General features: G+C 67.6%; 16 protein-coding genes and 3 pseudogenes. 8 read left to right on the top strand and 11 right to left on the bottom strand.

What is annotated here, in order from left to right; genetic code table 11:
* The first annotated feature begins 212 nt into the window (after positions 1–212).
* The 4 genes and pseudogenes from hpnD to SY91_RS26395 all read left to right on the top strand — a co-directional run bounded on the left by hpnD (position 213) and on the right by SY91_RS26395 (position 5,024).
* Positions 213–1,061, top strand: coding sequence for a presqualene diphosphate synthase HpnD (hpnD, locus tag SY91_RS26410; RefSeq protein WP_012339078.1), 849 nt, complete (start codon positions 213–215; stop codon positions 1,059–1,061).
* A gap of 13 nt (positions 1,062–1,074) precedes the next feature.
* A complete protein-coding gene (hpnE, locus tag SY91_RS26405) occupies positions 1,075–2,328 on the top strand; it encodes a hydroxysqualene dehydroxylase HpnE (RefSeq protein ID WP_023476156.1) in 1,254 nt (417 codons plus the stop codon).
* A gap of 12 nt (positions 2,329–2,340) precedes the next feature.
* Positions 2,341–4,313 (top strand): annotated as a pseudogene (gene shc / locus SY91_RS26400) (squalene--hopene cyclase).
* A gap of 3 nt (positions 4,314–4,316) precedes the next feature.
* Positions 4,317–5,024: a phosphorylase gene (locus SY91_RS26395; RefSeq protein ID WP_023476157.1), complete on the top strand. Its 708-nt coding sequence runs from the start codon at positions 4,317–4,319 to the stop codon at positions 5,022–5,024.
* Between the two features lie 113 nt (positions 5,025–5,137).
* On the opposite strand, the gene SY91_RS26390 is transcribed toward SY91_RS26395, so the two are convergent.
* Entirely contained in the window at positions 5,138–6,169 is a 1,032-nt protein-coding gene (locus SY91_RS26390; protein WP_043887500.1) for a VacJ family lipoprotein, read from the bottom strand.
* Positions 6,162–8,795 (bottom strand): MMPL family transporter, encoded by a 2,634-nt coding sequence (locus SY91_RS26385; protein WP_023476159.1) that lies wholly within the window; start codon positions 8,793–8,795, stop codon positions 6,162–6,164. The genes SY91_RS26390 and SY91_RS26385 overlap by 8 nt, the downstream gene beginning before the upstream one ends.
* A 326-nt stretch (positions 8,796–9,121) precedes the next feature.
* Between SY91_RS26385 and SY91_RS26380 the strand changes: the two genes are divergently transcribed.
* The gene (locus SY91_RS26380) at positions 9,122–9,718 is read left to right on the top strand and encodes a phospholipid-binding protein MlaC (protein WP_006480212.1); all 597 of its coding nucleotides are present in this window, start codon (positions 9,122–9,124) and stop codon (positions 9,716–9,718) included.
* A 354-nt stretch (positions 9,719–10,072) separates the two neighbouring features.
* Here the strand turns inward: SY91_RS26380 and SY91_RS26375 are convergent, their stop codons facing one another.
* The 6 genes and pseudogenes from SY91_RS26375 to SY91_RS26350 form a co-directional block, all read right to left on the bottom strand.
* Positions 10,073–10,720, bottom strand: coding sequence for a response regulator (locus tag SY91_RS26375; protein ID WP_043887502.1), 648 nt, complete (start codon positions 10,718–10,720; stop codon positions 10,073–10,075).
* 31 nt (positions 10,721–10,751) lie between these two features.
* Positions 10,752–12,134 (bottom strand): cache domain-containing protein, encoded by a 1,383-nt coding sequence (locus SY91_RS26370; RefSeq protein WP_027806689.1) that lies wholly within the window; start codon positions 12,132–12,134, stop codon positions 10,752–10,754.
* A gap of 149 nt (positions 12,135–12,283) precedes the next feature.
* Positions 12,284–13,849, bottom strand: coding sequence for a sensor domain-containing diguanylate cyclase (locus SY91_RS26365; RefSeq protein ID WP_043887504.1), 1,566 nt, complete (start codon positions 13,847–13,849; stop codon positions 12,284–12,286).
* A 558-nt stretch (positions 13,850–14,407) separates the two neighbouring features.
* Complete coding sequence (locus SY91_RS26360) at positions 14,408–16,582, bottom strand: malate synthase G (protein ID WP_023476163.1); 2,175 nt, start codon at positions 16,580–16,582, stop codon at positions 14,408–14,410.
* A gap of 39 nt (positions 16,583–16,621) precedes the next feature.
* Entirely contained in the window at positions 16,622–17,026 is a 405-nt protein-coding gene (locus SY91_RS26355) for a GlcG/HbpS family heme-binding protein (RefSeq protein WP_023476164.1), read from the bottom strand.
* A gap of 25 nt (positions 17,027–17,051) precedes the next feature.
* Positions 17,052–17,349 (bottom strand): annotated as a pseudogene (locus tag SY91_RS26350) (hypothetical protein); the annotation flags it as partial.
* A gap of 51 nt (positions 17,350–17,400) precedes the next feature.
* Here SY91_RS26350 and SY91_RS26345 point away from each other — a divergent pair.
* Together SY91_RS26345 and SY91_RS26340 are read left to right on the top strand one after the other, a co-directional pair.
* Positions 17,401–18,855 carry a DEAD/DEAH box helicase gene (locus tag SY91_RS26345; protein ID WP_023476165.1) on the top strand — a complete coding sequence of 485 codons (1,455 nt, stop codon included), beginning with the start codon at positions 17,401–17,403 and terminating at the stop codon, positions 18,853–18,855.
* Between the two features lie 172 nt (positions 18,856–19,027).
* Positions 19,028–19,411 (top strand): hypothetical protein, encoded by a 384-nt coding sequence (locus SY91_RS26340; RefSeq protein ID WP_023476167.1) that lies wholly within the window; start codon positions 19,028–19,030, stop codon positions 19,409–19,411.
* 38 nt (positions 19,412–19,449) lie between these two features.
* Here the strand turns inward: SY91_RS26340 and SY91_RS26335 are convergent, their stop codons facing one another.
* Positions 19,450–20,391 carry a LysR substrate-binding domain-containing protein gene (locus SY91_RS26335; protein ID WP_023476168.1) on the bottom strand — a complete coding sequence of 314 codons (942 nt, stop codon included), beginning with the start codon at positions 20,389–20,391 and terminating at the stop codon, positions 19,450–19,452.
* An 82-nt stretch (positions 20,392–20,473) separates the two neighbouring features.
* Between SY91_RS26335 and SY91_RS26330 the strand changes: the two genes are divergently transcribed.
* Positions 20,474–20,872 (top strand): nuclear transport factor 2 family protein, encoded by a 399-nt coding sequence (locus tag SY91_RS26330; protein ID WP_006480223.1) that lies wholly within the window; start codon positions 20,474–20,476, stop codon positions 20,870–20,872.
* Between the two features lie 215 nt (positions 20,873–21,087).
* Here SY91_RS26330 and SY91_RS26325 read toward each other — a convergent pair whose 3' ends face one another.
* Entirely contained in the window at positions 21,088–21,939 is an 852-nt protein-coding gene (locus tag SY91_RS26325; RefSeq protein ID WP_023476169.1) for a carbohydrate ABC transporter permease, read from the bottom strand.
* 21 nt (positions 21,940–21,960) lie between these two features.
* Positions 21,961–22,904 (bottom strand): annotated as a pseudogene (locus SY91_RS26320) (carbohydrate ABC transporter permease).
* Between the last annotated feature and the right edge of the window lie 5 nt (positions 22,905–22,909).

The raw sequence follows: 22,909 nt of genomic DNA, 5'->3' as shown, positions 1-22,909 counted from the left end.
CCAGGGCGCTCAACACCCCGCCACACATGGCGCGTGTCCGCCATCGAACTTCAAAGATTGCTATACTTTCGGCCAATTCCGGCTTCCGGCCGGTAATTTGTGCCTGTCTGCGTCGATCGTTCGCCTATCCCGCACGCATTCGACGCCCTGACCATCCCAGCCGGGCATGGCTTCTTCAATCGCCCCGCGTGGGTGTCTCCGTGGAGCTCGTCTTGGCCGTTTCCCATTCCGTCGTGGACGAACAAGAAACCGACGCCGCTGCCGTCACATCGGGCAGTTCTTTCTATCTGGCGATGCGCATCCTGCCGGCCGTGCAGCGCGATGCGATGTTCCAGGTCTACGCGTTTTGCCGCGCGGTCGACGACATCGCCGACAGCGACCTGCCGCGCGCCGAGCGCAACGCGGGCTTGAATCGCTGGCGCGCGGACATCGACGCCTGCTTCGCCGGTCGCCCGCCGCGCCACCTGGTCGCGCTCGATCGCGAGATTCGCGCGTTCAACCTGCAGCGCGACGATTTCCACGCGATGATCGACGGGATGGCGATGGATGCGGCCGAAGATATCTGCGCGCCCGACGAGCCGACGCTCGACCTCTTCTGCGATCGCGTGGCGAGCGCGGCCGGCCGGCTGTCGGTGAGGATCTTCGGGATGCCGGAAGCCGAAGGGATCACGCTGTCGCACCACCTGGGCCGCGCGCTGCAACTGACGAACATCCTGCGCGACATCGACGACGACGCGGCGATCAACCGGTGCTACCTGCCGCGCGAGCTGCTCGCGCGCGAGGGCATCGCGATCACCGATCCGGCGACGATCGTGCGCGATCCGGCGCTGCCGCGCGTGTGCGCGACGCTCGTCGAGCGTGCGCTCGAGCACTTCCGCCAGGCCGACGCGGTGATGGACACCTGTCCGCGTGCGCAGGTGAAGGCGCCGCGCATCATGTCGGGCGCGTATCGCTGCATTCTCGAGGCCGCGATCGCACGCGGCTTTGCCGCGCCGCGCGCGCCGCTGCGCAAGCCGAAGGCGCGCATGCTGATGATCGCCGCGCGCTACGCGCTGTTCTGAGTCGGCCGAGGCGATGCCCAGAACCGTCCACGTGATCGGCGCAGGACTCGCGGGCCTGTCGGCCGCGGTCGAGTTGCAACGTCGCGGGCGTCGCATCGTGTTGCACGACGCGCATGCACACGCGGGCGGCCGCTGCCGCTCGTGGTTCGACGGGACGCTGAACACGACGCTCGACAGCGGGCTGCATACGGTTTTCGCGGGGCAGCCCGCGACGCAGCGCTACCTGCGCGCGATCGGCGCGTTCGATCAACTCGCGGGGCCCGCGCTGGCTGAATTCCCGGTCGTGGACGTCGCGTCGCAGCAGCGCTGGACGCTGCGCTTCGGCAACGGTCGCTGGCCGTCGTGGCTGTTCGATGCCGCGTCGCGCGCGCCGGGCACGACGCCGCTCGACTACCTCGCGCTCGCCCCGCTCGCGTTCGCCCGCACGGGCCGCTCGCTCGCGCAGACGATGCGATGCGACGGCGTGCTGTGGGATCGCTGGCTGCGGCCGTTTTTCCTCGGGGTGCTGAATATCGAGCCGCGCCACGCGAGCGCCGAGCTCGCGCGCGCCGCGCTGTGCGGCGCGTTTGCCGCGGGCGGCCCCGGCTGCCGCCCGCTCGTCGCGCGTCGCGGGCTCGGCAGCGCGTTCGTCGAACCGGCGCTGCGGATGCTGCAGTACGGCGGCGCGCAGATCCGCCTGAATTCGCGGCTCGACGCGTTCGAATTCGGCGCGCACGGCAATGCGGTCGATGCGGTGTCGATCGGCGGCGAGCGCATCGATCTCGCGCCGGGCGACGCGGTCGTGCTGGCCGTGCCGCCCGAGGTCGCGCAGCCGCTCGTGCCCGAACTCGCGGCGCCCGACACGTTCAGCGCGGCCGTGACCGCGTATTTCGCGGTCGACGCGTCGACCGGCAATCCGCTGCAGACGACCGTCGTCAACGGCGTCGTCGATGCGGTGCGGACCGGCGACGGGCTGCTCGCGGCGACGATCCGCGATGCGGGCCGCTGGCTCGACATGCCGCGCGACACGCTCGCGCGGCGCATCTGGGAAGACGTCGCGCGCGTGAGTGGCGCGAACCCGGAAACCATTCCCGCGTGGCAGCTCGTCGTCGAGCCGCGCGCGGGCTTTGCGGCGGTGCCGTCGCAGGAAATGAAACGTCCGGCCGTGCGTACGCGCTGGACCAATCTTGTACTCGCGGGCGACTGGATTGCCACCGGCTTGCCCGCCACGATCGAGGGCGCGATCCGTTCCGGCCAGCTGGCCGCGGACGTGCTCCAGACGCAATAAAGAGAGGGACCGATGAACGATCTCACCGAAATGGCTACCTTGTCCGCCGGCGCCGTGCCGGCCGGCGTCGACGCGGCTGTCGCGCGTGCGACCGACGCGCTGCTCGCCGCGCAGCAAGCGGATGGCCACTGGGTCTACGAACTCGAGGCGGATTCGACGATTCCCGCCGAATACGTGCTGCTCGTCCACTATCTTGGCGAGACGCCGAACCTCGAGCTCGAACAGAAGATCGGCAAGTATCTGCGCCGCATCCAGCAGGCCGACGGCGGCTGGCCGCTGTTCACCGACGGCGCGCCGAACATCAGCGCGAGCGTGAAGGCGTATTTCGCGCTGAAGGTGATCGGCGACGACGAGAACGCCGAGCACATGCAGCGCGCGCGCCGTGCCATCCATGCGATGGGCGGCGCCGAGATGTCGAACGTGTTCACGCGCATCCAGCTCGCGCTGTACGGTGCGATTCCGTGGCGTGCGGTGCCGATGATGCCGGTCGAGATCATGCTGCTGCCGCAGTGGTTCCCGTTCCACCTGTCGAAGGTGTCGTACTGGGCGCGCACCGTGATCGTGCCGCTGCTCGTGCTGAACGCGAAGCGTCCGCTCGCGAAGAACCCGCGCGGCGTGCGCATCGACGAGCTGTTCATCGATCCGCCCGTCAATGCCGGGCTGCTGCCGCGCCAGGGCCATCAGAGCGCCGGCTGGTTCGCGTTCTTCCGCGTGGTCGATCATGCGCTGCGCGCGGTCGACGGCCTGTTCCCGAGCTATACGCGCGAACGGGCGATCCGTCAGGCCGTGTCGTTCGTCGACGAGCGCCTGAACGGCGAGGACGGCCTCGGCGCGATCTATCCGGCGATGGCCAACGCGGTGATGATGTACGACGTGCTCGGCTATGCGGAAGATCATCCGAACCGCGCGATCGCGCGCAAGGCGCTCGAGAAGCTGCTCGTCGTGCACGACGACGAGGCGTATTGCCAGCCGTGCCTGTCGCCGGTGTGGGATACGTCGCTCGTCGCGCATGCGCTGCTCGAGACCGGCGATGCGCGTGCCGAGGAAGCCGTGCTGCGCGGCCTCGAATGGCTGCGCCCGCTGCAGATTCTCGACGTGCGCGGCGACTGGATCTCGCGCCGCCCGAACGTGCGGCCCGGCGGCTGGGCGTTCCAGTACGCGAACGCGCACTACCCTGACGTCGACGATACGGCCGTGGTCGTGATGGCGATGGATCGCGCGCAAAAGCTCAAGCAGTCGGACACGTATCGCGAATCGATGGCGCGGGCGCGCGAATGGGTCGTCGGCATGCAGAGCAGCGACGGCGGCTGGGGCGCGTTCGAACCGGAAAACACGCAGTACTACCTGAACAACATCCCGTTCTCCGATCACGGCGCGCTGCTCGATCCACCGACGGCCGACGTGTCGGGCCGCTGCCTGTCGATGCTGTCGCAGCTCGGCGAGACACCGTTGAACAGCGAGCCGGCGCGCCGCGCGCTCGACTACATGCTGAAGGAACAGGAGCCGGACGGCAGCTGGTACGGCCGCTGGGGATGAACTACGTGTACGGCACGTGGACGGCGCTGTGCTCGCTGAATGCGGCCGGCCTGACGCCGGACGACCCGCGCATGAAGCGCGCCGCGCAGTGGCTGCTGTCGATCCAGAACAAGGACGGCGGCTGGGGCGAGGACGGCGACAGCTACAAGCTGAACTACCGCGGTTACGAGCAGGCGCCGAGCACGGCGTCGCAGACGGCCTGGGCGCTGCTCGGCCTGATGGCGGCCGGCGAAGTGAACAACCCGGCCGTGGCGCGCGGCGTCGACTACCTGGTCGCCCAGCAGAACGAAGAAGGGCTGTGGGACGAGACGCGCTTCACGGCAACGGGCTTCCCGCGCGTGTTCTATCTGCGCTACCACGGCTATCGCAAGTTCTTCCCGCTGTGGGCGCTGGCGCGCTACCGCAACCTGAAGCGCGCGAATGCGACGCGCGTGACGGTCGGGATGTAACGCGTGGCGACGACGCAGCACGACGGCGTATTGCCCGTCATCGCGGTGACCGGTATGGCGTTCGAGGCGCGCATCGCGCGCGGCGACGGCGTCGAGGCCGTGTTCGCCGCGCGGGCCGACCGGCTCGAGCGGGCGCTGACCGAGGCGACTTCGCGCGGTTGCGCGGGCATCGTCAGCTTCGGCACGGCGGGCGGGCTCGCACCGGATCTTGCGCCCGGTGCGCTCGTGATCGCGAACGCGATCGACGGGCCGTTCGGTCGCGTGGAGACCGACGCGGGCTGGAGCACGCGGCTCGTCGCCGCGCTGCACGACACGCCGGTGTGGGCGCGCGTCACGCGCGGCACGATCGCGGCCGTCGGCGCGCCGGTCGTCAGCGAACAGGACAAGGCGGCGCTGCATCACGCGAAGGGCGCGCTGGCCGTCGACATGGAGTCGCATATCGCGGCGGCCTTCGCGGCCGCACGCGGCGTGCCGTTCGCGGTGTGCCGCGCGATCGTCGATCCGGCGTGGCGCACGCTGCCGAGCGCAGCGACGGCCGGCCTGCGCGACGACGGCAGCACGGCGATCCTGCCGATCCTGCGCGAACTGCTGAAGCAGCCGTCGCAGCTCGGGCCGCTGCTGCAAGTTGCCAGCGATGCGCGCGCAGCGCGCACGACGCTGATTCAGGCACGGCATGCGTTCGGACGGGCGGGCGCGATGCGGATCGTTTGAGCGGCATTCGCCGCTGCCTTCTCCCCGCCTTTCGGTCTGCCGTTTCGCGCGGACAAAAAAAGAGCGCTGCATGATGCAGCGCTCTTTGCTTTTGCGCGGCCGCCGTGGCGGCGTTACTGCGCGGCGGGACGGCTCGCGGGCAGCGTCGGCATCGCCGGCGCGATCGGCGCGCCATTGGCAGCCGGCGCCGTCGTCGCACCGGCCGACGCAGCTGCAGGTGCAGCAGCCGACGCAGCGACCGGCGCAGCAGCAGGCGCACTCGCCGGCATCGCACTATCCGCACCCGGATCGTCGTATTGCGGCAACCCCGGCGCGGCCGGCGCGTTGTTCGGCGCCGCGCCCGATGCGCCGCCCGACTCGCCCGGATCCTCATAGTTCGGCAAGCCGCCCGGCGTGGTCGGCGTGGCCGCCGGCACCGCGCCGGCTTCACCCGGCTCCGCGTAGTTCGGCGCGGCGGCCGATGCCGACTGGCCGTGATACGTGAGCGACTTGCGCTGCTGCAGGTACGCGTCGCGCACGAACGAATACGGATCGAGCGCGGCCTGCTTCAGCAGGTCGGTCGCGCCGAGCAGGTCCGAGCGTGCGCTGATGAACTGCGCGATGTACATCGGATTGCGCGCGGCCGGCTCGATGTAGTTCAGCAGGTTGAAGCGCACGTCCACCGCGCGGCCGACGCCGTCGCGGATCGTGCTCGGCCCGAACACCGGCAGCACGAGGTACGGGCCGGACGGCATGCCCCAGCGCGCCATCGTCAGCCCGAAATCCTGGTGATGCTTCGGCAGCCCGGCCGGCGTCGCAATGTCGATCAGGCCGGCGACGCCGAACAGCGAGTTCATCGCCACGCGCATCAGATCCTGCGTCGCATCGGTGATGCGCAACTGCAGCAGGTTGTTGGCCATGTTGCCGAGATCGCCGAGGTTCGAGAAGAAGTTGCTGATCGCGGTGCGCACCGGCGTCGGCGTGACTTTCTGGTAGCCCTTCGCGATCGGCTGGGCGATGTTCGTGTCGACCGTGTCGTTGAACTTGTACATCGCCCGGTTCATCGGTTCGAGCGGGTCGTTGGGGTTGCGGTTCGGTCCCGTCGCGCAGCCGGTCAGCATCGCGCTGGCGGCGACGGTCGCCGCAATGATTCGCACCTTATTCATTGATTCCTTGCGATTGGTTCTTGGCGCGTTTGACGCGCGGTTTGCCCATCAGGACGGGCTGGAACACCACGGCGCCGATCAGCGTACAGGTCAGGGCCAGCGCGAGCAGCTTGCCCATGCTCGACGTGCCCGGATGGTGCGACAGCCACAGGCTGCCGAAGGCGGTCGCTGTCGTCGCGGCGCTGAACAGCACGGCGTGCGTAAGGCTCGAATGCAGCAGCCCCGTCTGCCCCGCGCGCCACGCCATCACGAAATACACCTTGAACGCGACGCCGACGCCGAGCATCAGCGGCAGCGCAATGATGTTCGCGAAGTTCAGCGACATGCCGAGCACGACGCACATCTCGAGCGTCACGATGCCCGACACGAGCAGCGGCACCAGCGTGCGCAGCACGTCGCCGAAGCGGCGCAGCGTGACCCACAGCAGGACCGTGATCGAGATGATCGACCACAGCGCCGCATGCAGGAACGCGTTGATGATCGTGTCGGCCGAATGCAGGATCGAGATCGGCCCGCCGGTCGCACCCGGTTCCGCGGCCTTCACGGCCTTGGCGAAACGGCGCAGCATCGTGTCGTCGTTCGGATCGACGCCCTTCGGCACCTTCGGCGAGATCTGCACGAGCGCGTGGCCGTCCGGCGCGACCCAGTCGCGCACGATCTGCGGCGGCAGCGATTCGCGCGTGATGTCCTGCGGCTGCAGCAGCGCGGCGAGCTGGTTGAGCGCGATGCGCAGCGTATCGGAGAACGCGCGCTCGGCCCGGTCGCGCGTCGCGCTGTCGGCGGCGGCGAGCTTCGCGAGCGACGCGGACAGATGCTGCGCGGCCGCGGCGCCCGGGCCAGGGTGATCTTCGGCTGCATAGCCCAGCAGGTCGGACACGCGCTTGAGCGCGGCCACGCGTTGCGCGTCGGTCGCGGGCGGCGCGGCCGGCTGCGTCAGCGCGGGCAGCAGTTCGCTCGCGGCCGTGGCGATCGCCGCACGCTTGGCCGGCTGGTCGGCCGGGATGAAGGTCGACAGCGTGGTCGTGCGGCCGACTTCGGGCAGCGCGTCGAGCCGCTTCGCGGCCGCCTCGGCCTGCGCGAGCGACGGCGCGAGCAGCGTGACGTCGTTGACGGCGGCTTCCGGCGAATCTTTCAGCGCGAGCAGCGTCGCCATCGATTCGCTGTTCGGGTCCTTCAGGTGCAGCGGGTTGAAGTCGAAATGCAGGAAAGCGAGCAGCGGCAGCGCGCCGATCACGACCGCGAGCGTGCCGATCAGGATCGGCTTGCGATGGCGATCGAGGTAATCGTCGACCGGCGCGAGCCACGGGAAGCCCGGCGTCTTCGATTCGCCCGGCGGCGCGAACAGGCGCAGCAGCGCGGGCAGCAGCGTGAGCGTGGTCAGCAGCGCGACGAACATCCCGACGCCCGCGATCAGGCCGAGCTCGGACACGCCGCGATACGCGGTCGGGATGAACGAGAAGAAGCTCGCCGCGACGGCCGCGGTGGCCAGCGCGAGCGGCATGCCCATCGAATGCGCGGCGCCGATCAGCGCGTGATCGATGCGCTCGTCGCGGAAGCGCTCCTCGCGGTACTTCACGCCGTACTGGATCGAGAAATCGACGCCGAGGCCGACGAACAGCACCATGAACGCGACCGAGATCATGTTCAGCGAGCCGACCATCGCGAGGCCGAGCGCGGCCGTCACGACGAGGCCGACGAACAGCGTGACGAGCACCGAGCCGATCATCCGCTTCGAGCGCAGCGCAAGCCACAGGATCACGAGCACGGCGAGCAGCGTGAGCACGCCGTTGAGCGCGGCGCCGTCTTCCACCGACGCGAATTCGTCGTCGGCGAGCGGCTGCTCGCCGGTCAGGCGCACGGCCGCGCCGTAGCGCTTTTCGAGGTCGAGCGAACGGGCCGCGTCGCGGATCACCTGGCTCGTTGCCGCGCCGGCCTTCAGCGCGCCGTAGTTGACCACCGGTTGCACGGTGACGAACGCGCGCGCGGGCTGCCGCGCCGCGTCGTTGTCGACCAGCGCGCGCCACGAAAACGCGGCCGGCTTGCCGGCCAGCACGTCGTCGACCGTCGCGGCGCTGCGCGCGAGCAGCTTCGCCATCGCGGGCAGCTTCACCTGGCCGGTCAGCAGCGGCTGGCCGAGCGTGGTGGACAGCGTGGTGGCGAGCCCGGTGAGGCTCGGGTTCTTCGCGAGTTCGTTGACGAGCGGGCGGGCGCTCGCGAGCTGCGCGGTCGTATCGGAGACCTCCTGCGGCGACAGGAACAGCAGCCCGTTGTGCTCGAAGAACGGCCCGCCGCCCGGTTCGGCGACCGGGCCGATACGGCCGGCATCGGCGTCCTTGCGCAGCGCTTCGGTGAGCGCATGCGCGGCGGCAGTCGCGAATTCGGGCGCGGGTGCCTCGACGACGGCGAGGATCGTGCCGTTGCGTTGCGGGAACGCGTTGTCGACCGCCTTGCTCAGTGCGGCCCATTGCGGCTCCGCATCGACGAGCTTGCTGATGTCGGTGTTGATCTTGAAATGCTGCGCGACGTAGACGCCGCTGAAGGCGGCGATGACGAGCGACAGGACGACGACCCAGACGGGGCGGCGCACCGACCACGCAACGAGTCGGACGATGAGAGATGTCACCATGTGGCGGTGGGGAGCGGCTGGCTAGGGCAAAGTAGCCAAGTATACCGGCGCGGCGCGGCGACGGTCGTGACGTTGCGGAGAATCGGGGCGGGAAGGATATTTGCTACCGGCGTGGCAATCGGATCGCGCGGCCGGTCCATTTGTATGGGGATATTTACATAATCGCCGCGGCGATGCGTCGACACGCCGCCAAGGGCCTGTGACAAACGGCGCTGAAAGGTAACAGTCGGTCACCGGGCGGCAACGGGGCGTCAGGCCCGGTATACTTTGCTCCACCGGCCGATGCAAAGAGCCGGCCGTTTTTTCCCATCGAGTGCGAAATTCGTATGAAACGTCATCTGTTTGCTTTCGTCGCGGCGGCCGCCGTGTCGGTTTCCGCTTTCGCGCAGAGCGCGCCGGTCGATGTCGTCCGCACGGCGGTCGAGGGTACCGTCAATGCGATGAAGGCCGATCCGGCCGCGCGCGGCGGCGACATGGCGAAGATCACGCAGGTCGTCGAGCAGCGCTTCCTGCCTGTGACCAACTTCGAGCGCACGACCCGCATCGCGGTCGGCGACGCGTGGAAGCAGGCCACGCCGCAACAGCAACAGGAGCTGTACAAGCAGTTCCGCTTGCTGATGACGCGCACCTACGCCGCGTCGCTCGCGCAGCTCGGCAACCAGGACGCGAAGTTCTCGTTCAAGCCGGGCGGCGCGTCGGGCGCGGACGCGCTCGTGCAGTCGACGGTGACGACGCCGGGCGACAGCCAGTCGGTCGGCTATCGTCTCGGCAAGGTCGGCAACGACTGGAAGATCTACGACATCGACATGTCGGGCGCGTGGCTGATCCAGGTCTATCAGGGTCAATTCAAGAGCCAGCTCGCGACGGGCGGGATCGACGGCCTGATCGCGTATCTGCAGAAACACAATTCGCGGACGAACTGACGGCTGTTGCGCGTAGTTCGGATGCATGGAAGGCGCCTTCGGGTGCCTTTTCTATTCGTAGGTCGGCCGAGCGGTGGAGAGGGGGCGACTCCTGCGCGATGCTGACTGAGCGAATCGGATACGAAGCGAGAAAAAACAGCATCGTAGGGGCGATCAAAGTAGCCAAGGAGCACAGTACCTTCTGCCGTGTCGCCCGTCGCCGCCCTATTCTTCAGCCCGCGAAGGCAAATCCGAGCACGGTGCTCGTTTCGGCAAGCGAGAGGATTCCATCGCCCCCAAGGTGAGGTCGATTGGACAAGTATGAAATTCGAGGGTGATGTGCGCGTCCCGGCGCGCCATCCGGGCGTGCTTGCTCTATCGCCGCCGATGCTCGACCGCGAACTTGATCAGCTCGGCCTGCCCTTCGATCTCCAGCTTGCGCTTCAGGTTGAGCCGATGCGTCTCGACCGTGCGCACCGACAGCCCCGTCTGTTGCGCGATCTGCTTGCTCGACAGCCCTTCGGCCAGCGCGTCGAGGATGTCGCGCTCGCGCGGCGTCAAGCGGTCCAGCGGCGACGCGGTCGCGCTGGCCTGGATCATCCGCGCGGCCAGCCCTTCGCTGAAGAACGTCTGCCCGGCCAGCACCGCGCCGATCGCGCGGACGATCTCGCTCGCGGGCGAATCCTTCAGCAGGTAGCCGCTCGCGCCGGCGCGTACTGCCTGCGTCACGTATTCGATGTTGTCGTGCATCGACAGCATCAGCACGCGGATGCCCGGAAACCGCTCGTGGAACACGCCCGCGAGCGTGATGCCGTTCATTCCGTTCATGCCGACGTCCATCAGCGCGAGATCGGGCTCGAGCGACTCGGCGAGCGCGAGCGCCTCGTCCGCGTTGCCGGCCTCGCCGACCACCGACAGGTCGGCCGCTTCGAGCCGCATCCGCAAGCCGTCGCGCACGAGCGGGTGATCGTCGACGAGCAGCAATCGGGCAGCGGCGGGCCGGGCGGTATCGGGGGCGCTCATGCGTGAAAGTCTCCTGTGATAGGGCGCGTCGTCACGCCGCGCCGGGCAGCGGCACGCTCGCGGCGACGATCGTGTGGCCGACCTGCGACGTGATCGTCAGCGTGCCGCCGAGTGCGTCGAGGCGTTCGCGCATGTTGCGCAGGCCGATGCCGCGGCGCGCGTCGGCCTGCGAGCGTTCGGCGTCGAAGCCGCAGCCGTTGTCGGCGATCGTCAGCGTGACGGCGTGCGCGCCGACGTCGAGCGTGACGGCCGCGCGCGACGCCCGCGCATGATGCACGATGTTGCTGAGCGCTTCCTGTGCAATCCGGAACAGCGCGGTGTTGACGGCTTCGGGCAGCGGCTGCGTGCCGCTGTGCGCGACCTGCGTATAGCCGATGTCGATGCCGCTTTCGGCGCCGAGTTCACGCACGAGTTGCTCGAGCGCGGCCGCGAGGCCGAGATCGTCGAGCATCGATGGCCGTAGCGCATGCGAGATGCGCCGGACTTCGCGCAGCGTGTCGCCGAGCCGCCCGACGCCCGACGCGAGCGCCTGCTCGGCTTCGGGCACGCGGGACGTGCCGCGCTCGAAGCGTGCGAGCGCCGATTCGAGCATCAGCTTCGCGGACACCATCATCTGGCTGATCCCGTCGTGCAGTTCGCGCGACAGCCGCGCGCGCTCCTGCTCCTGCGATTCGACGACGCGCTGCGCGAGCAGCTTGAGCTTCGCATCGGCGCTGCGCGACTCGCTGACGTTCAGCACCAGCGCGCATACGGCGATCGCCGCCGCGCCGGTGAGCGCGATCGCGGTGAGCCAGCTCATCGTGCGTTCGATGTTCGCGGACGCGCGCGCGTCGATGCGCTGCAGCGCGGTGTCGACGTCGTCGAGATAGATGCCGGTGCCGACCATCCAGCCCCAGCGCTCGAGCGCGACGACATAGCCGAGCTTCGGCGCGACGCGGCCCGTCGACGGCCGCTGCCAGGCGTAGCGCACGTAGCCGCCGCCGTGCGACGCCGCGCCGATCAGCTTCTGGATCGTCAGCGCGCCCTGCGGGTCGCGCATCGACCAGAAGTTGTGGCCGACGCGCTCCGGCTCGCGCGGATGCATCAGCGAATTGCCGTGCAGGTCGTACACGAAGAAATAGCCGTCGGGGCCGAAATCCATCTTCTGCAGCATCGCGAGCGCCTGCGTGCGCAGCAGTGCATCGTCGCGCGCATTGCGGCCGCTCGCGTCGTAGAGCGGCATGATCGCGCTCGTCGCGAGCTCGACGTAGTGTTTCAGCTCGACTTCCTTGCTCGACAGGTACGCAGCCTGGATCGTCGCGTGCTGCGTGCGCGCGAGCGACGTCGCCTGCTGGCGCACGCCGAAGCCGATGCCGGCGATCGCGAGCAGGAACGGCACGATGGCCAGAAGGAAGATCTTTGCCTTGAGTCTCATGGTGGTGCGAAGCGGCCGCGAACGGGTGCGGCCGGTCAGGCGCGGGCTGGCCGCGCGCATCGGCCGCGCGGCGGCGCGGTGGCGTATCGAGCCGATATTGTCGGTGATTTTGCACGCGGACGGCGGCGGCCCAGCCGTTGCCCGTACGCTCAGGCCTGCCGCGATTCGAGATCGTCCGGCGACGTGGCCGCCTGTACGACGATGCGGTTGCGCCCGCCTTCCTTCGCCCGGTACAACGCCTCGTCGGCCAGCTTCAGCGCGGCCTGGATGTTGTCGTCGCGCTCCGGATAGCTGGTCGTCACGCCGATGCTCACCGTCAGCCGGCCGACCGTGCCGGCGTCGTGCCGGATGCCGAGATCGAGGATGCCCGTGCGGATCGTTTCGGCGATCGTCACCGCGCCGTCCGTGTCGATATCCGGCAGCACCACGACGAATTCCTCGCCGCCGTAGCGCGCCGCATAGTCGGCCGGCCGACGCAGGCAGCCGGCGATGCAGTGGCCGACCGCGGCGAGCGCGTCGTCGCCGGCCTGGTGGCCCTGCGTGTCGTTGTAGTGCTTGAAGTAATCGACGTCGATGAACAGCAGCGACAGCGCATGTTGCGAACGTGCGGCGCGGCGCCATTCGCGCGCGAGCGTGACGTCGAGCATCCGGCGGTTGTCGAGGCCCGTCAGGCCGTCGGTGCGCGCGAGCGCCTGCAGCTCGGTTTCCGCGCGGTGGCGCTTGCGCAGCTGCACGTCGAGCAGCAGCGACAGGCCGACGAAGCCGATCGCGAGCAAGACCATCGCGGAGCCGATCGGGATCGCACGGTCGTACCACGCAGCGTAGGTGTCCGCTTCCGAGCGCGCGACCATGACGATGAGCGGCAGGCCGTCGAGGTGCCGGAACACGTACAGGCGCCGCACGCCGTCGATCGATGCGGTATCGGCGAAGCTGCCTTCGCTGGCGGTCATGAACTGCCGGAACGTGCTCGCGCGGCTGATGTCGCGGCCGACGATCTTGGGGTCGTACGGCTCGCGCGCGACCATCTTGCCGTCCGTGTTGATCAGCGCAACCGAACCGCGATCGCCAAGCGACAGGCGCGAGAACAGGTTCTGGAAATATTCGAGCCGGATCGACATCACCGCGACGCCGCCGAACGACCCGTCGGGCCGCGTGATCCGCCGGCTCAGCGCGATGCTCGGCGAGCCCCCGCGCAGGCGGGAATGATACGGATCGCTGACGTACAGGCCGACGTCGGGGCGGTCGCGGTGCACGGTGAAGTACGGCTCGTTGCCGAAGTTGGCCTTGCGCGGCACGTCGCTCTTGCCGTCGACCGCGATGTCGCCCTTCGCGTCGAGCACGTAGATGCCGCCGAGGTACTTGGCCGTCGTCGCGCGGTCGAACAGCACCTGGCGGCGCAGCGGCATCGGCAGCCTGGTGACTTCGGGGTCGTTCGCGCCTTCGACCACCGCCTGCAGCGACAGCGAATAGATCTCGATGTTGCGCTCGATGTCCCACGACGCCATCAGCGCGAGGTTTTGCTGCATGCTGCGCGAGCGGTCGCGCGCATCGATACGGCCTTCGTACAGGACGATCCCGCACAGGAGCAGCAGGATCAGCGCGATCAGCAGCCCCGTATAGAAGATCAGGTGCGGCAGGAGGAACCGGCGCAGATGAGCGGCGACACGGCTCGTCAGGCCGGATTCGCTGGGCATTGCGTAGTCGGTTTCGGCCATGGTCCGTGGATCGGGGGCATCGTCGCCGGGCGGCGGATCGATGCGATTGTTCGTATGACTACCGGTGGCGATCCGGTGCGCAGCCCTGCCCGTGCCAGCCTTCCATTCAGCGGAGAAAACGGGCACCGATTATCGACGATCGCGGCCGGATAAACCCTATATTCATAGGTAAACGTCTACTGCAATTCGACGATCCGATGAATCGCGCGATGCGAATTCCCCGGAGTATAACGCGCGTGTTTGCGTGCGCGGAAAATGTTGCGCCGGGTTGATCGGGGTCAAATTATGGTGTAATCCCGGACTTGCAAATATCGGGGGAAGCGTTGCCCCGCAAGGCTTTGCGGCGCGGCGGAAGGCGGGGCGCCATACGGCCGCGGAAACGGCGAATTAACGATCGGCGGACCGTCGCACGCGAAAGCCGGCGATAGGTGCCGATTATCGGTTTCAACGATCGGGTGAACACGAATATGAAAAACGGGCAGCCGTGAGGCTGCCCGTTTCGCCAGGCCGGTGTACAACCGGCGCCCCCGCATGCGGGACGCGCCCGCCTGCGCAGGTTTATGCGCCGTGCTGCTGCGCCTTGAACGCGAGCCGGAACCGATGCAGCAGCGGCTCGGTATAGCCGCTCGGCTGCGACGTGCCTTGCAGCGCGAGCGCGCACGCGGCCTTGAACGCGGTCGACTGGTCGTAGCCGGGCGCCATCGGGCGATAGTTCGGATCGCCGGCGTTCTGCTGGTCGACGACGCGGGCCATCCGCTTGAACACGTCGAGCACGAACGCCTCGGTGATCACGCCGTGGCGCAGCCAGTTCGCGATGTGCTGGCTCGAAATGCGCAGCGTCGCGCGATCCTCCATCAGGCCGACGTCGTGGATGTCCGGCACCTTCGAGCAGCCGACGCCCTGTTCGACCCAGCGCACGACGTAGCCGAGGATGCCCTGCGCGTTGTTCTCGACCTCGCTCAGGATCTCGGCCTCGTTCCACGCGGCACGCTCGACGACCGGCACGGTCAGCAGCCCTTCGAGCAGCGCGTCGCGCTCGCTGGCATACGGCGTTTTCTCGAGTTCCTGCTGGACGGCCTGCACGTCGACGAGGTGGTAGTGCAGCGCGTGCAGCGTCGCGGCGGTCGGCGACGGCACCCATGCGGTGTTCGCGCCGGCGCGCGGATGCGCGATCTTCTGCTCGAGCATCGCATGCATCAGGTCCGGCATCGCCCACATGCCCTTGCCGATCTGCGCGCGGCCGCGCAGGCCGGCCGACAGGCCCGCGAGCACGTTGTTGCGCTCGTACGACTGGATCCACGCCGACGACTTCATGTCGCCCTTGCGGATCATCGGGCCCGCTTCCATCGCGGTATGCATCTCGTCGCCGGTGCGGTCGAGGAAGCCGGTGTTGATGAACGCGACGCGCGCGGCCGCCGCCGCGATACACGCGGCGAGGTTCACGCTGGTGCGGCGTTCCTCGTCCATGATGCCCATCTTCAGCGTGTTGCGCGGCAGGTTGTACAGATCTTCGATGCGTGCGAACAGCGTGTCGGCGAACGCGACTTCGGCCGGGCCGTGCATCTTCGGCTTCACGATGTAGATCGAGCCCGTGCGCGAATTGCGCTTCGCCTTCAGGTCGTGCAGCGCGCACAGCGTCGTGACGACGCCATCGAGAATCCCTTCCGGAATCTCGTTGCCGTCGCGGTCGAGCACCGCGCCGTTGGTCATCAGGTGGCCGACGTTGCGCACGAACAGCAGCGAGCGGCCGTGCAGCGACAGCGTGCCGCCGGCCGGCGTCGTGTATTCGCGATCGGCGTTCAGGCGGCGCGTGAAGGTCTTGCCGCCCTTCGCGACTTCCTCGACCAGCGTGCCCTGCATCAGGCCGAGCCAGTTGCGGTAGAGCTGGACCTTGTCGTCGGCGTCGACTGCCGCGACCGAATCCTCGCAGTCGATGATCGTGCTGACCGCGGCTTCGAGCACGACGTCCTTCACGTTCGCGAGATCGGCGCGGCCGATGGGCGTCGACGCATCGATCTGGATCTCGAGGTGCAGGCCGTTGTGCTTCAGCAGGATCGCGGACGGCGCATCGGCCGCGCCCTGGTAGCCGACGAATTGCGCCGGCTGCGCGAGCGCGACGTTGCCCTGCGCGGTTTCGACCGCGAGCTGGCCGTCCTGCACGCGGTAGCGCAGCGCGTCGCGGTGCGAGCCGCTCGCGAGCGGCGCGGCGTTGTCGAGCACGTTGCGCGCGTAGTCGATCACGCGCTGGCCGCGCGTCGGGTTGTAGGCCGCGGTGCGTTCGGCGCCGCCGTCTTCCGGCAGCGCGTCGGTGCCGTACAGCGCGTCGTACAGGCTGCCCCAGCGTGCGTTCGCGGCGTTCAGCGCATAGCGTGCGTTCGACAGCGGCACGACGAGCTGCGGGCCGGCCTGCGTGGCGATCTCGCTGTCGACGTTCGCGGTGGCTGCCGCGACGTTCGACGGGACCGGCACGAGGTAGCCGATTTTTTCGAGGAACGCGCGATACGCGGCATGGTCGCGTACCGGGCCGGGGTGCGCGCGATGCCACGCGTCGAGTTCCTGCTGCAGGCGGTCGCGTTCGGCGAGCAGCTCGCGGTTGCGCGGCGCGAGGTCGTGCACCAGGGCCGAGAAACCGCTCCAGAACGCGGCCTTGTCGATGCCGGTGCCCGGCAGCGCTTCGTTTTCAATGAACTGGCTCAGCGCTGGCGCGACTTGCAGTCCTGCTTGGTCGATCATCGTGATTCCTCCCGGGGAAAATGCGCGCGGTTTGGCTGGTTATTCCGCGACGCTCTGTGTACCGGCGCGGGCGATCTGCGCGTCCTGTTCGGACTTTACGCCAGACACACCGATCGCGCCTGCGATCCGGCCGCCGACCGTGACCGGCACGCCGCCTTCGAGCAACCCGGACAGCGGCGCGCTCAGAAACGCGGTGCGGCCACCGTTGATCATATCTTCATACGCCTTCGTCTCGCGACGGCCGAGCGCCGCCGCGCGCGCCTTGTCCTGCGCAATGGTGCTGCTGGCCGGCGAGGCGCCGTTCAGCCGCGCGAAGGCGAGCAGGTGGCCGCCATCGTCGACGACGGCGATCGACACGGCCCAGCCGTGGTGTTCCGCTTCCGCGCGGGCGGCGGCGAGCATGCGCTCGGCATCGGCCAGTTCGAGTTCGGGTTTCGTTTGCATGGCGTTCCTCCGGAAACGGCGGTCGGTTGACCAGCCGGTTGTCGACGAGCTCGATCCATTGGCGCACGGGCGTGCGGCCCGCGTCGTGCAGATGAGTCTGACAGCCGACGTCGGCGGTGACAATCGATTCCGGCTGCGTGCGGGCGCGCTGACGCGACCCGCCTTGTCCGCATAGACGGGGTCGGAGCGCAGCAGGTCGCCGTATTCCTTCACGAACGCACCGCAGCCGCTCGCGTCAGTACGATCGCTTCCGCGCCGGCTGCGATCGCGGGCCACCACGCGTCGACGTTGCGGCTCGAACGAGGGACGTGAGCGGACGGGGCTTGGGTCACCCGGTAACCGCTAGAATTGCGGTTTTAGCCCGGAACACGTCCATGTCTTTTGCCTCGCTTGGCCTGATCGAGCCGTTACTGCGTAATCTGCAGGGCCTCAATTACCAGACACCCACGCCGGTGCAGGCCAAGGCGATTCCTGTGGTGCTCGGCGGCAAGGACGTCATGGCCGCGGCCCAGACCGGCACCGGCAAGACGGCCGGTTTCGCGCTGCCGCTGCTGCAACGGCTGGTGCAACACGGCCCGGCGGTATCCAGCAACCGCGCGCGCGTGCTGGTGCTGGTGCCCACGCGCGAGCTGGCCGAACAGGTGCTGCAAAGCTTCGTCGAGTACGGCAAAGGTCTCGATCTGCGATTTCTGGCCGCCTACGGCGGAGTGAGCATCAATCCTCAGATGATGAAGCTGCGCAAGGGCGTGGACGTGCTCGTTGCCACGCCGGGCCGCTTGCTCGACCTCAATCGCCAGAACGCGGTGCAGTTCGACCAGGTGCAGACGCTGGTGCTCGACGAAGCCGACCGCATGCTCGATCTCGGCTTCGCGCGCGAACTCGACGCGGTCTTTGCCGCGTTGCCCGCCAAGCGGCAGACGCTGTTGTTCTCGGCCACGTTCTCCGACGAGATCCGCAAGATGGCGGCCGGCATTCTGCGCAGCCCGGTCGATATCAGCGTCAGCCCGCCCAATGCCACGGCCAGCAAGATCAAGCAGTGGGTCGTGCCGGTCGACAAGCGGAACAAGCCCGACCTCTTCATGCACCTGGTGGCCCAGAACAGGTGGGAGCACGCGCTGGTGTTCGTCAAGACCCGCAACGGCGTCGACTATCTGGCGCTCATGCTGGAGAAGGCCGGCTATGCGGTCGATACGATCCACGGCGACAAGCCGCAACCCGCGCGTTTGCGCGCGCTGGAGCGTTTCAAGACGGGTGAAGTACAGATGCTGGTCGCCACCGATGTGGCGGCGCGCGGGCTGGATATCGACGATCTGCCGCTCGTGATCAACGTCGATCTGCCGATCGTCGCGCAAGACTACGTGCACCGTATTGGCCGGACCGGACGCGCGGGCGCGAGCGGCGTGGCGGTATCCCTCGTGTGCGCCGACGAAGCGCCGCAACTCGCCGCGATCGAAGCGCTGATCCGGCAGACGCTGCGGCGCGAAGAAGAGCCGGGTTTCGAAGCCGAACACCGCGTGCCGGAAACCAGCGCGACGGGCGAGATCATCAAGAAACCGAAAAAGCCGAAGAAGCCGAAGGTGCAGCAAGCTGCGCCGGTCGGCAGACAGGCGCAGCCGGGCAAGAAGCCGCCTACGCAAGGTGGCGAAGGCAAGCGCAAGCCCGTGGCGCAGCATGCGAAGCCCGCCGTCGGCACGGGAACGGACTACACCATCGGGAGCCCGTTCAGCGTGCAGAAGCCGCGCAGCAAACCGGCGGGCAAGGCGGCGGCGGGGAAGCCGGCCGGCAAATCGGCGGGTGGTCGGGGCAAGCCCGGCAAACCGTCCAGGTAGCCCGAACCCTTCCCGTTCAAGGCGCCTGACAGGATTGATTCGTCCGATACGATGAACGAATACGAGCGGTTCGGAACAGCGCAGCCGGTTTTCTCGTGAGCGACCTGAAACCGCCCGCGACAAGGCTTCCCGGCATGACCGACGATGTGCGATGACTGAAGTGAGAGAGGCAATGACGACGACATTCGACGAGGCGACAACGGCGGCGATCGCCGCGTTTGCCCAACTGGATTTGTACACGGCCGTGCAAGCGATGCGCGCCGAGGCGGATTACGACCACGAACGAGACCAGTGGATCTCGCGCTATATCGACGAGCACGGCGGCGGCGCGGACGATGCGGAATACGACGCCTTGCACGCGCGGGCCCAGGCAACGCCGGAATACGCGGAGTTCGTCGATGGGGTTCGGCGGGAAATCCTGGCGTACTTCGGCGTGACCGACGATCAACTGGACTGCATGGTCGTGCTGCGCGAGGACGACAGCGACGAGCTGTGGGCGGAAGTCAACCGGCAGCGGAGCGCGCTGGGAACCGGCGAAGTGCGCGGGGATCTCTGACCACGGGTGACCGTGGTGCCTCGACTCCCGCCCATCAATCAGTCTTCTCGCGCAAGTCGTAGCAAGACCTCGGCGAGCGCGCGGATTTTCGGTTGTGCCGCCCGTTGGGGCGGATAGACGAGGAAGTAGGACAGGCCGTCTTGAGCCACATCCTCGAACGGTGTCACCAGCGATCCGGCACGGAGCCGGTCTCTCGCCATTCGCGGGTCGCCGATGGCAATGCCGTGTCCTTCCGTCGATGCCGCGAGCGTCAATTCGAGGGTATCGAATACGAGTCCGCGTCCGGCGTCGATCTGGCGTGCCCCGACATGATCGAGCCAGCACCGCCACTCTGCGTGGCTCGGCCCGGGATGCAGCAAATCGACCTGCGCGAGATCGGCAACGGATCGCAGTGAGGGTGCCAATGCGGGCGCGCACATCGGCGTGAGCCTCTCGGAGAACAGCGGTATCGCCGCCATGCCGGTCCACTGTCCCGTGCCGCGCACGACGATGGCATCGACGTCGGACGTCGTGAAATCCGGCGTATCGTCCGCGGATGTCGAAATACGAAGCTCCGTGCCGCTCATCGCGCGATGAATGTCCGGCAGCCGCGGGAGCAGCCAGCGGACGGCGAACGTGGACGGCAACTTCAACGTGAGCACCGAAGTCGCCCGTGCATGAACGTCCGCGTGCCGGACCAATTGCGTGAGCACGTCGACCGCGACCGTCAGCAGTGCATTGCCTTCTGCCGTCAACGTCAGGCCCGATACATGGCGCACGAAGAGCGCGCATCGGTAATGCGTTTCCAGCTGCTGTATCTGGCGGCTGACCGCACCTTGCGTGCGGCATAGATGATCCGCAGCCTTGCTGACGCTGCCCAGCTGTGCCGCGGCGACGAACGACTGAATCGCCGCCAACGGCGGGAGCGGCCGCGTCAGGTCGGCCAGCGGGTATGCATGCGCGGCATACCCGGGTTGCAAATTTTTCGATTGTTCGGTCATCGGGGCGTCGCTATCGTGCGTGTACCGGATGCCCTGTTCTTGCGAGTGAACGGGGTCGTCAACGAATGATCGGAGGATAGTTTTGGACTCAACGTCGGAATCACTCCATACGCAACAGGTTCGCGCTTACCTTCGAGAACTGGAGCGAGGCGATGTCGGTGCGATCTGTGCGTTATTCACGCCGGACGCGCAGATTTTCTCGCCATTTCTCGGCTGGATGCAGCCCGAGCCCTTCTTTTCGAAGGTCGCCGCCGCGTCGGGCGACAGCAGAATTACACCGATCGACATCTGCGTCAGCGCAACCGGGGCCCCACGTGCGACAGGTTACTTCATCTACGACTGGGCCTTGAAAGACGGTTCGGTGGCGCGCTTCGAGTGCGTCGACGTGTTCGAGTTCGACATCCAGGGGCTCATCGAACGGATGATCATCGTCTACGACACCCATCCGATTCGCAGTACGGTCGGCGACAAGTACGCGTAGCCGAATCGATGTCGAGCAAAGTGGCGCCCAGACGTCCGGGCGCGTCGAAACCGCCAGCAAGCTGCGCATCTAATCGGTTGACGGCGTTGAAGCCTGGATGGCGGGCCAGGCTCGCCAACCGACATCGCCCCGATCCGCAAAGCATGAAAAAAGCCCGCCGAAGCGGGCAACCTCACGATGCGGAGGGGGAGATTCGAAACGCGAGCGGCGCGCGTTCAGCCTTTCGTCGCGCCGAACGTGAGCCCCGCGACGAAATGCTTCTGCATCGCGAAGAACATCGCGACCGACGGCAGCGCGGCGAGAATCGACCCGGCGGATACGAGATTCCACGAAGTCGTCCATTGCCCCTTCAGCGCCGCGACACCCGCCGTGATCGGCGCGGCCTCGTCGCCTTGCGTCAGACACAGCGCCCAGAAGTAATCGTTCCACACGAACGTGAACACGAGAATCGCGAGCGCGGCCAGCGCCGGCCGGATCAGCGGCAGCACGATGCGCCAGAACACCGTCCATTCGCCCGCGCCTTCGATGCGTGCCGCCTCGATCAGCTCGAACGGCAACTGCTTGATGAAGTTGCGCAGGAACAGCGTGCAGAACCCCGTCTGAAACGCGACGTGGAACAGGATCAGCGCTTCGACGGTGTTGAACACGCCGAGCCGCAGCGACAGGTCGCGCACCGGAATCATCAGCACCTGCACCGGCACGAAATTGCCGGCGACGAACGTGCCGAACAGCACGGTATTGCCGCGAAACCGGTAGGTCGCCAGCGCGAAGCCGGCCATCGCCGCGAGCGCGATCGAGCCGATGACCGACGGCACCGTGATCTGCACGCTGTTCCAGAAGTAATGCAGCATCGGCGACGTCGTCAGCGCGTCGCGATAGTTCTCGATCATCGAGAAATGCCGAGGCCAGCCCCAGTAGTGGCCTTCGACGAGCTCCTCGGTCGAGCGCACCGACGTGACGAACACCGCGATCATCGGCAGCAGCCAGATCACGAGCGCGACGGGCAGCGACAGCTTGTACAGCCGGCGCGATATCGGCTTCCAGTGGGCAACGGGTATCGGAAACATGATGAGTGGGCTCCCGGAAGGTCACTGTTCGTTGCGCAGCATCCGGCGCAACTGGAACACGATGTAGACGAGCATGATCGCGAACAGCACGACCGCGATCGATGCGGAATAGCCGAGCCGGTAGTACTTGATCGCCTGGTCGTACATGTAATACGCGAGGACGGTCGAGCTTTCGAACGGGCCGCCGCCCGTCATCACCGAGATCAGGTCGAAGCTGCGCAGCGCGCCGATCACGGTGACGACGATCGCCATGAAGGTGGTCGGCCGCAGTTGCGGCAGCACGACGTGCCACAGCAGCGCGAAGCCGCGCGCGCCTTCCATCCGCGCGGCTTCGATCTGTTCCGGGTTGACCGACGTGAGGCCGGTCAGGTACAGGATCATGCAGTACGCCGTTTGCGGCCACAGCGCGGCGAACACGATGCCGAAGGTCGCATAGCGCGCGTCGCCGAGCACCGGGATGCCGTGCCCGGCGATGAGCGCGAGCAGTCCGAAGGTCGGATCGTAGAACCACGAGAAGATCAGCCCGACGACCACGCCCGACAGCACGAACGGCGCGAAGAACAGCGACTTCACGAGCCGGATGCCGCCGACCGCCTGGTTCAGGTACAGCGCGAGCGCGAGGCCGAGCGGCGGCGCGAGCATGAACAGCACGAGCCAGATCACGTTGTTGCGCAGCGCCGTGTAGAACGTCGGCGCATGCAGCAGCTCCGCATAGTTCGCGAGACCGACGAAGGTGCGCTCGGTCATTCCGTCCCAGTTGTACAGGCTCAGCGACAACGTCGACAGGATCGGCCAGATCACATAAATGGCAACCATCGCGCAGGCCGGGGCGAGAAAGAGCCACGCGGCGCGCCGTTGCCGCCGCAAGGCGGGCGACGGGCGGCGCGCGGGCAGCGCGCTGGCGGATGAGCCGCGCGGCGGCGGCGCGGTGCCGGCGGGCGGGGGGATGTGATCGGACTGGACACGGCAA

The sequence above is a fragment of the Burkholderia cenocepacia genome (assembly GCF_014211915.1).
GTDB lineage: Bacteria > Pseudomonadota > Gammaproteobacteria > Burkholderiales > Burkholderiaceae > Burkholderia > Burkholderia orbicola.
Note: the sequence above shows the minus strand (reverse complement) of the source record. Positions and strands in the feature narration are given on the sequence as shown.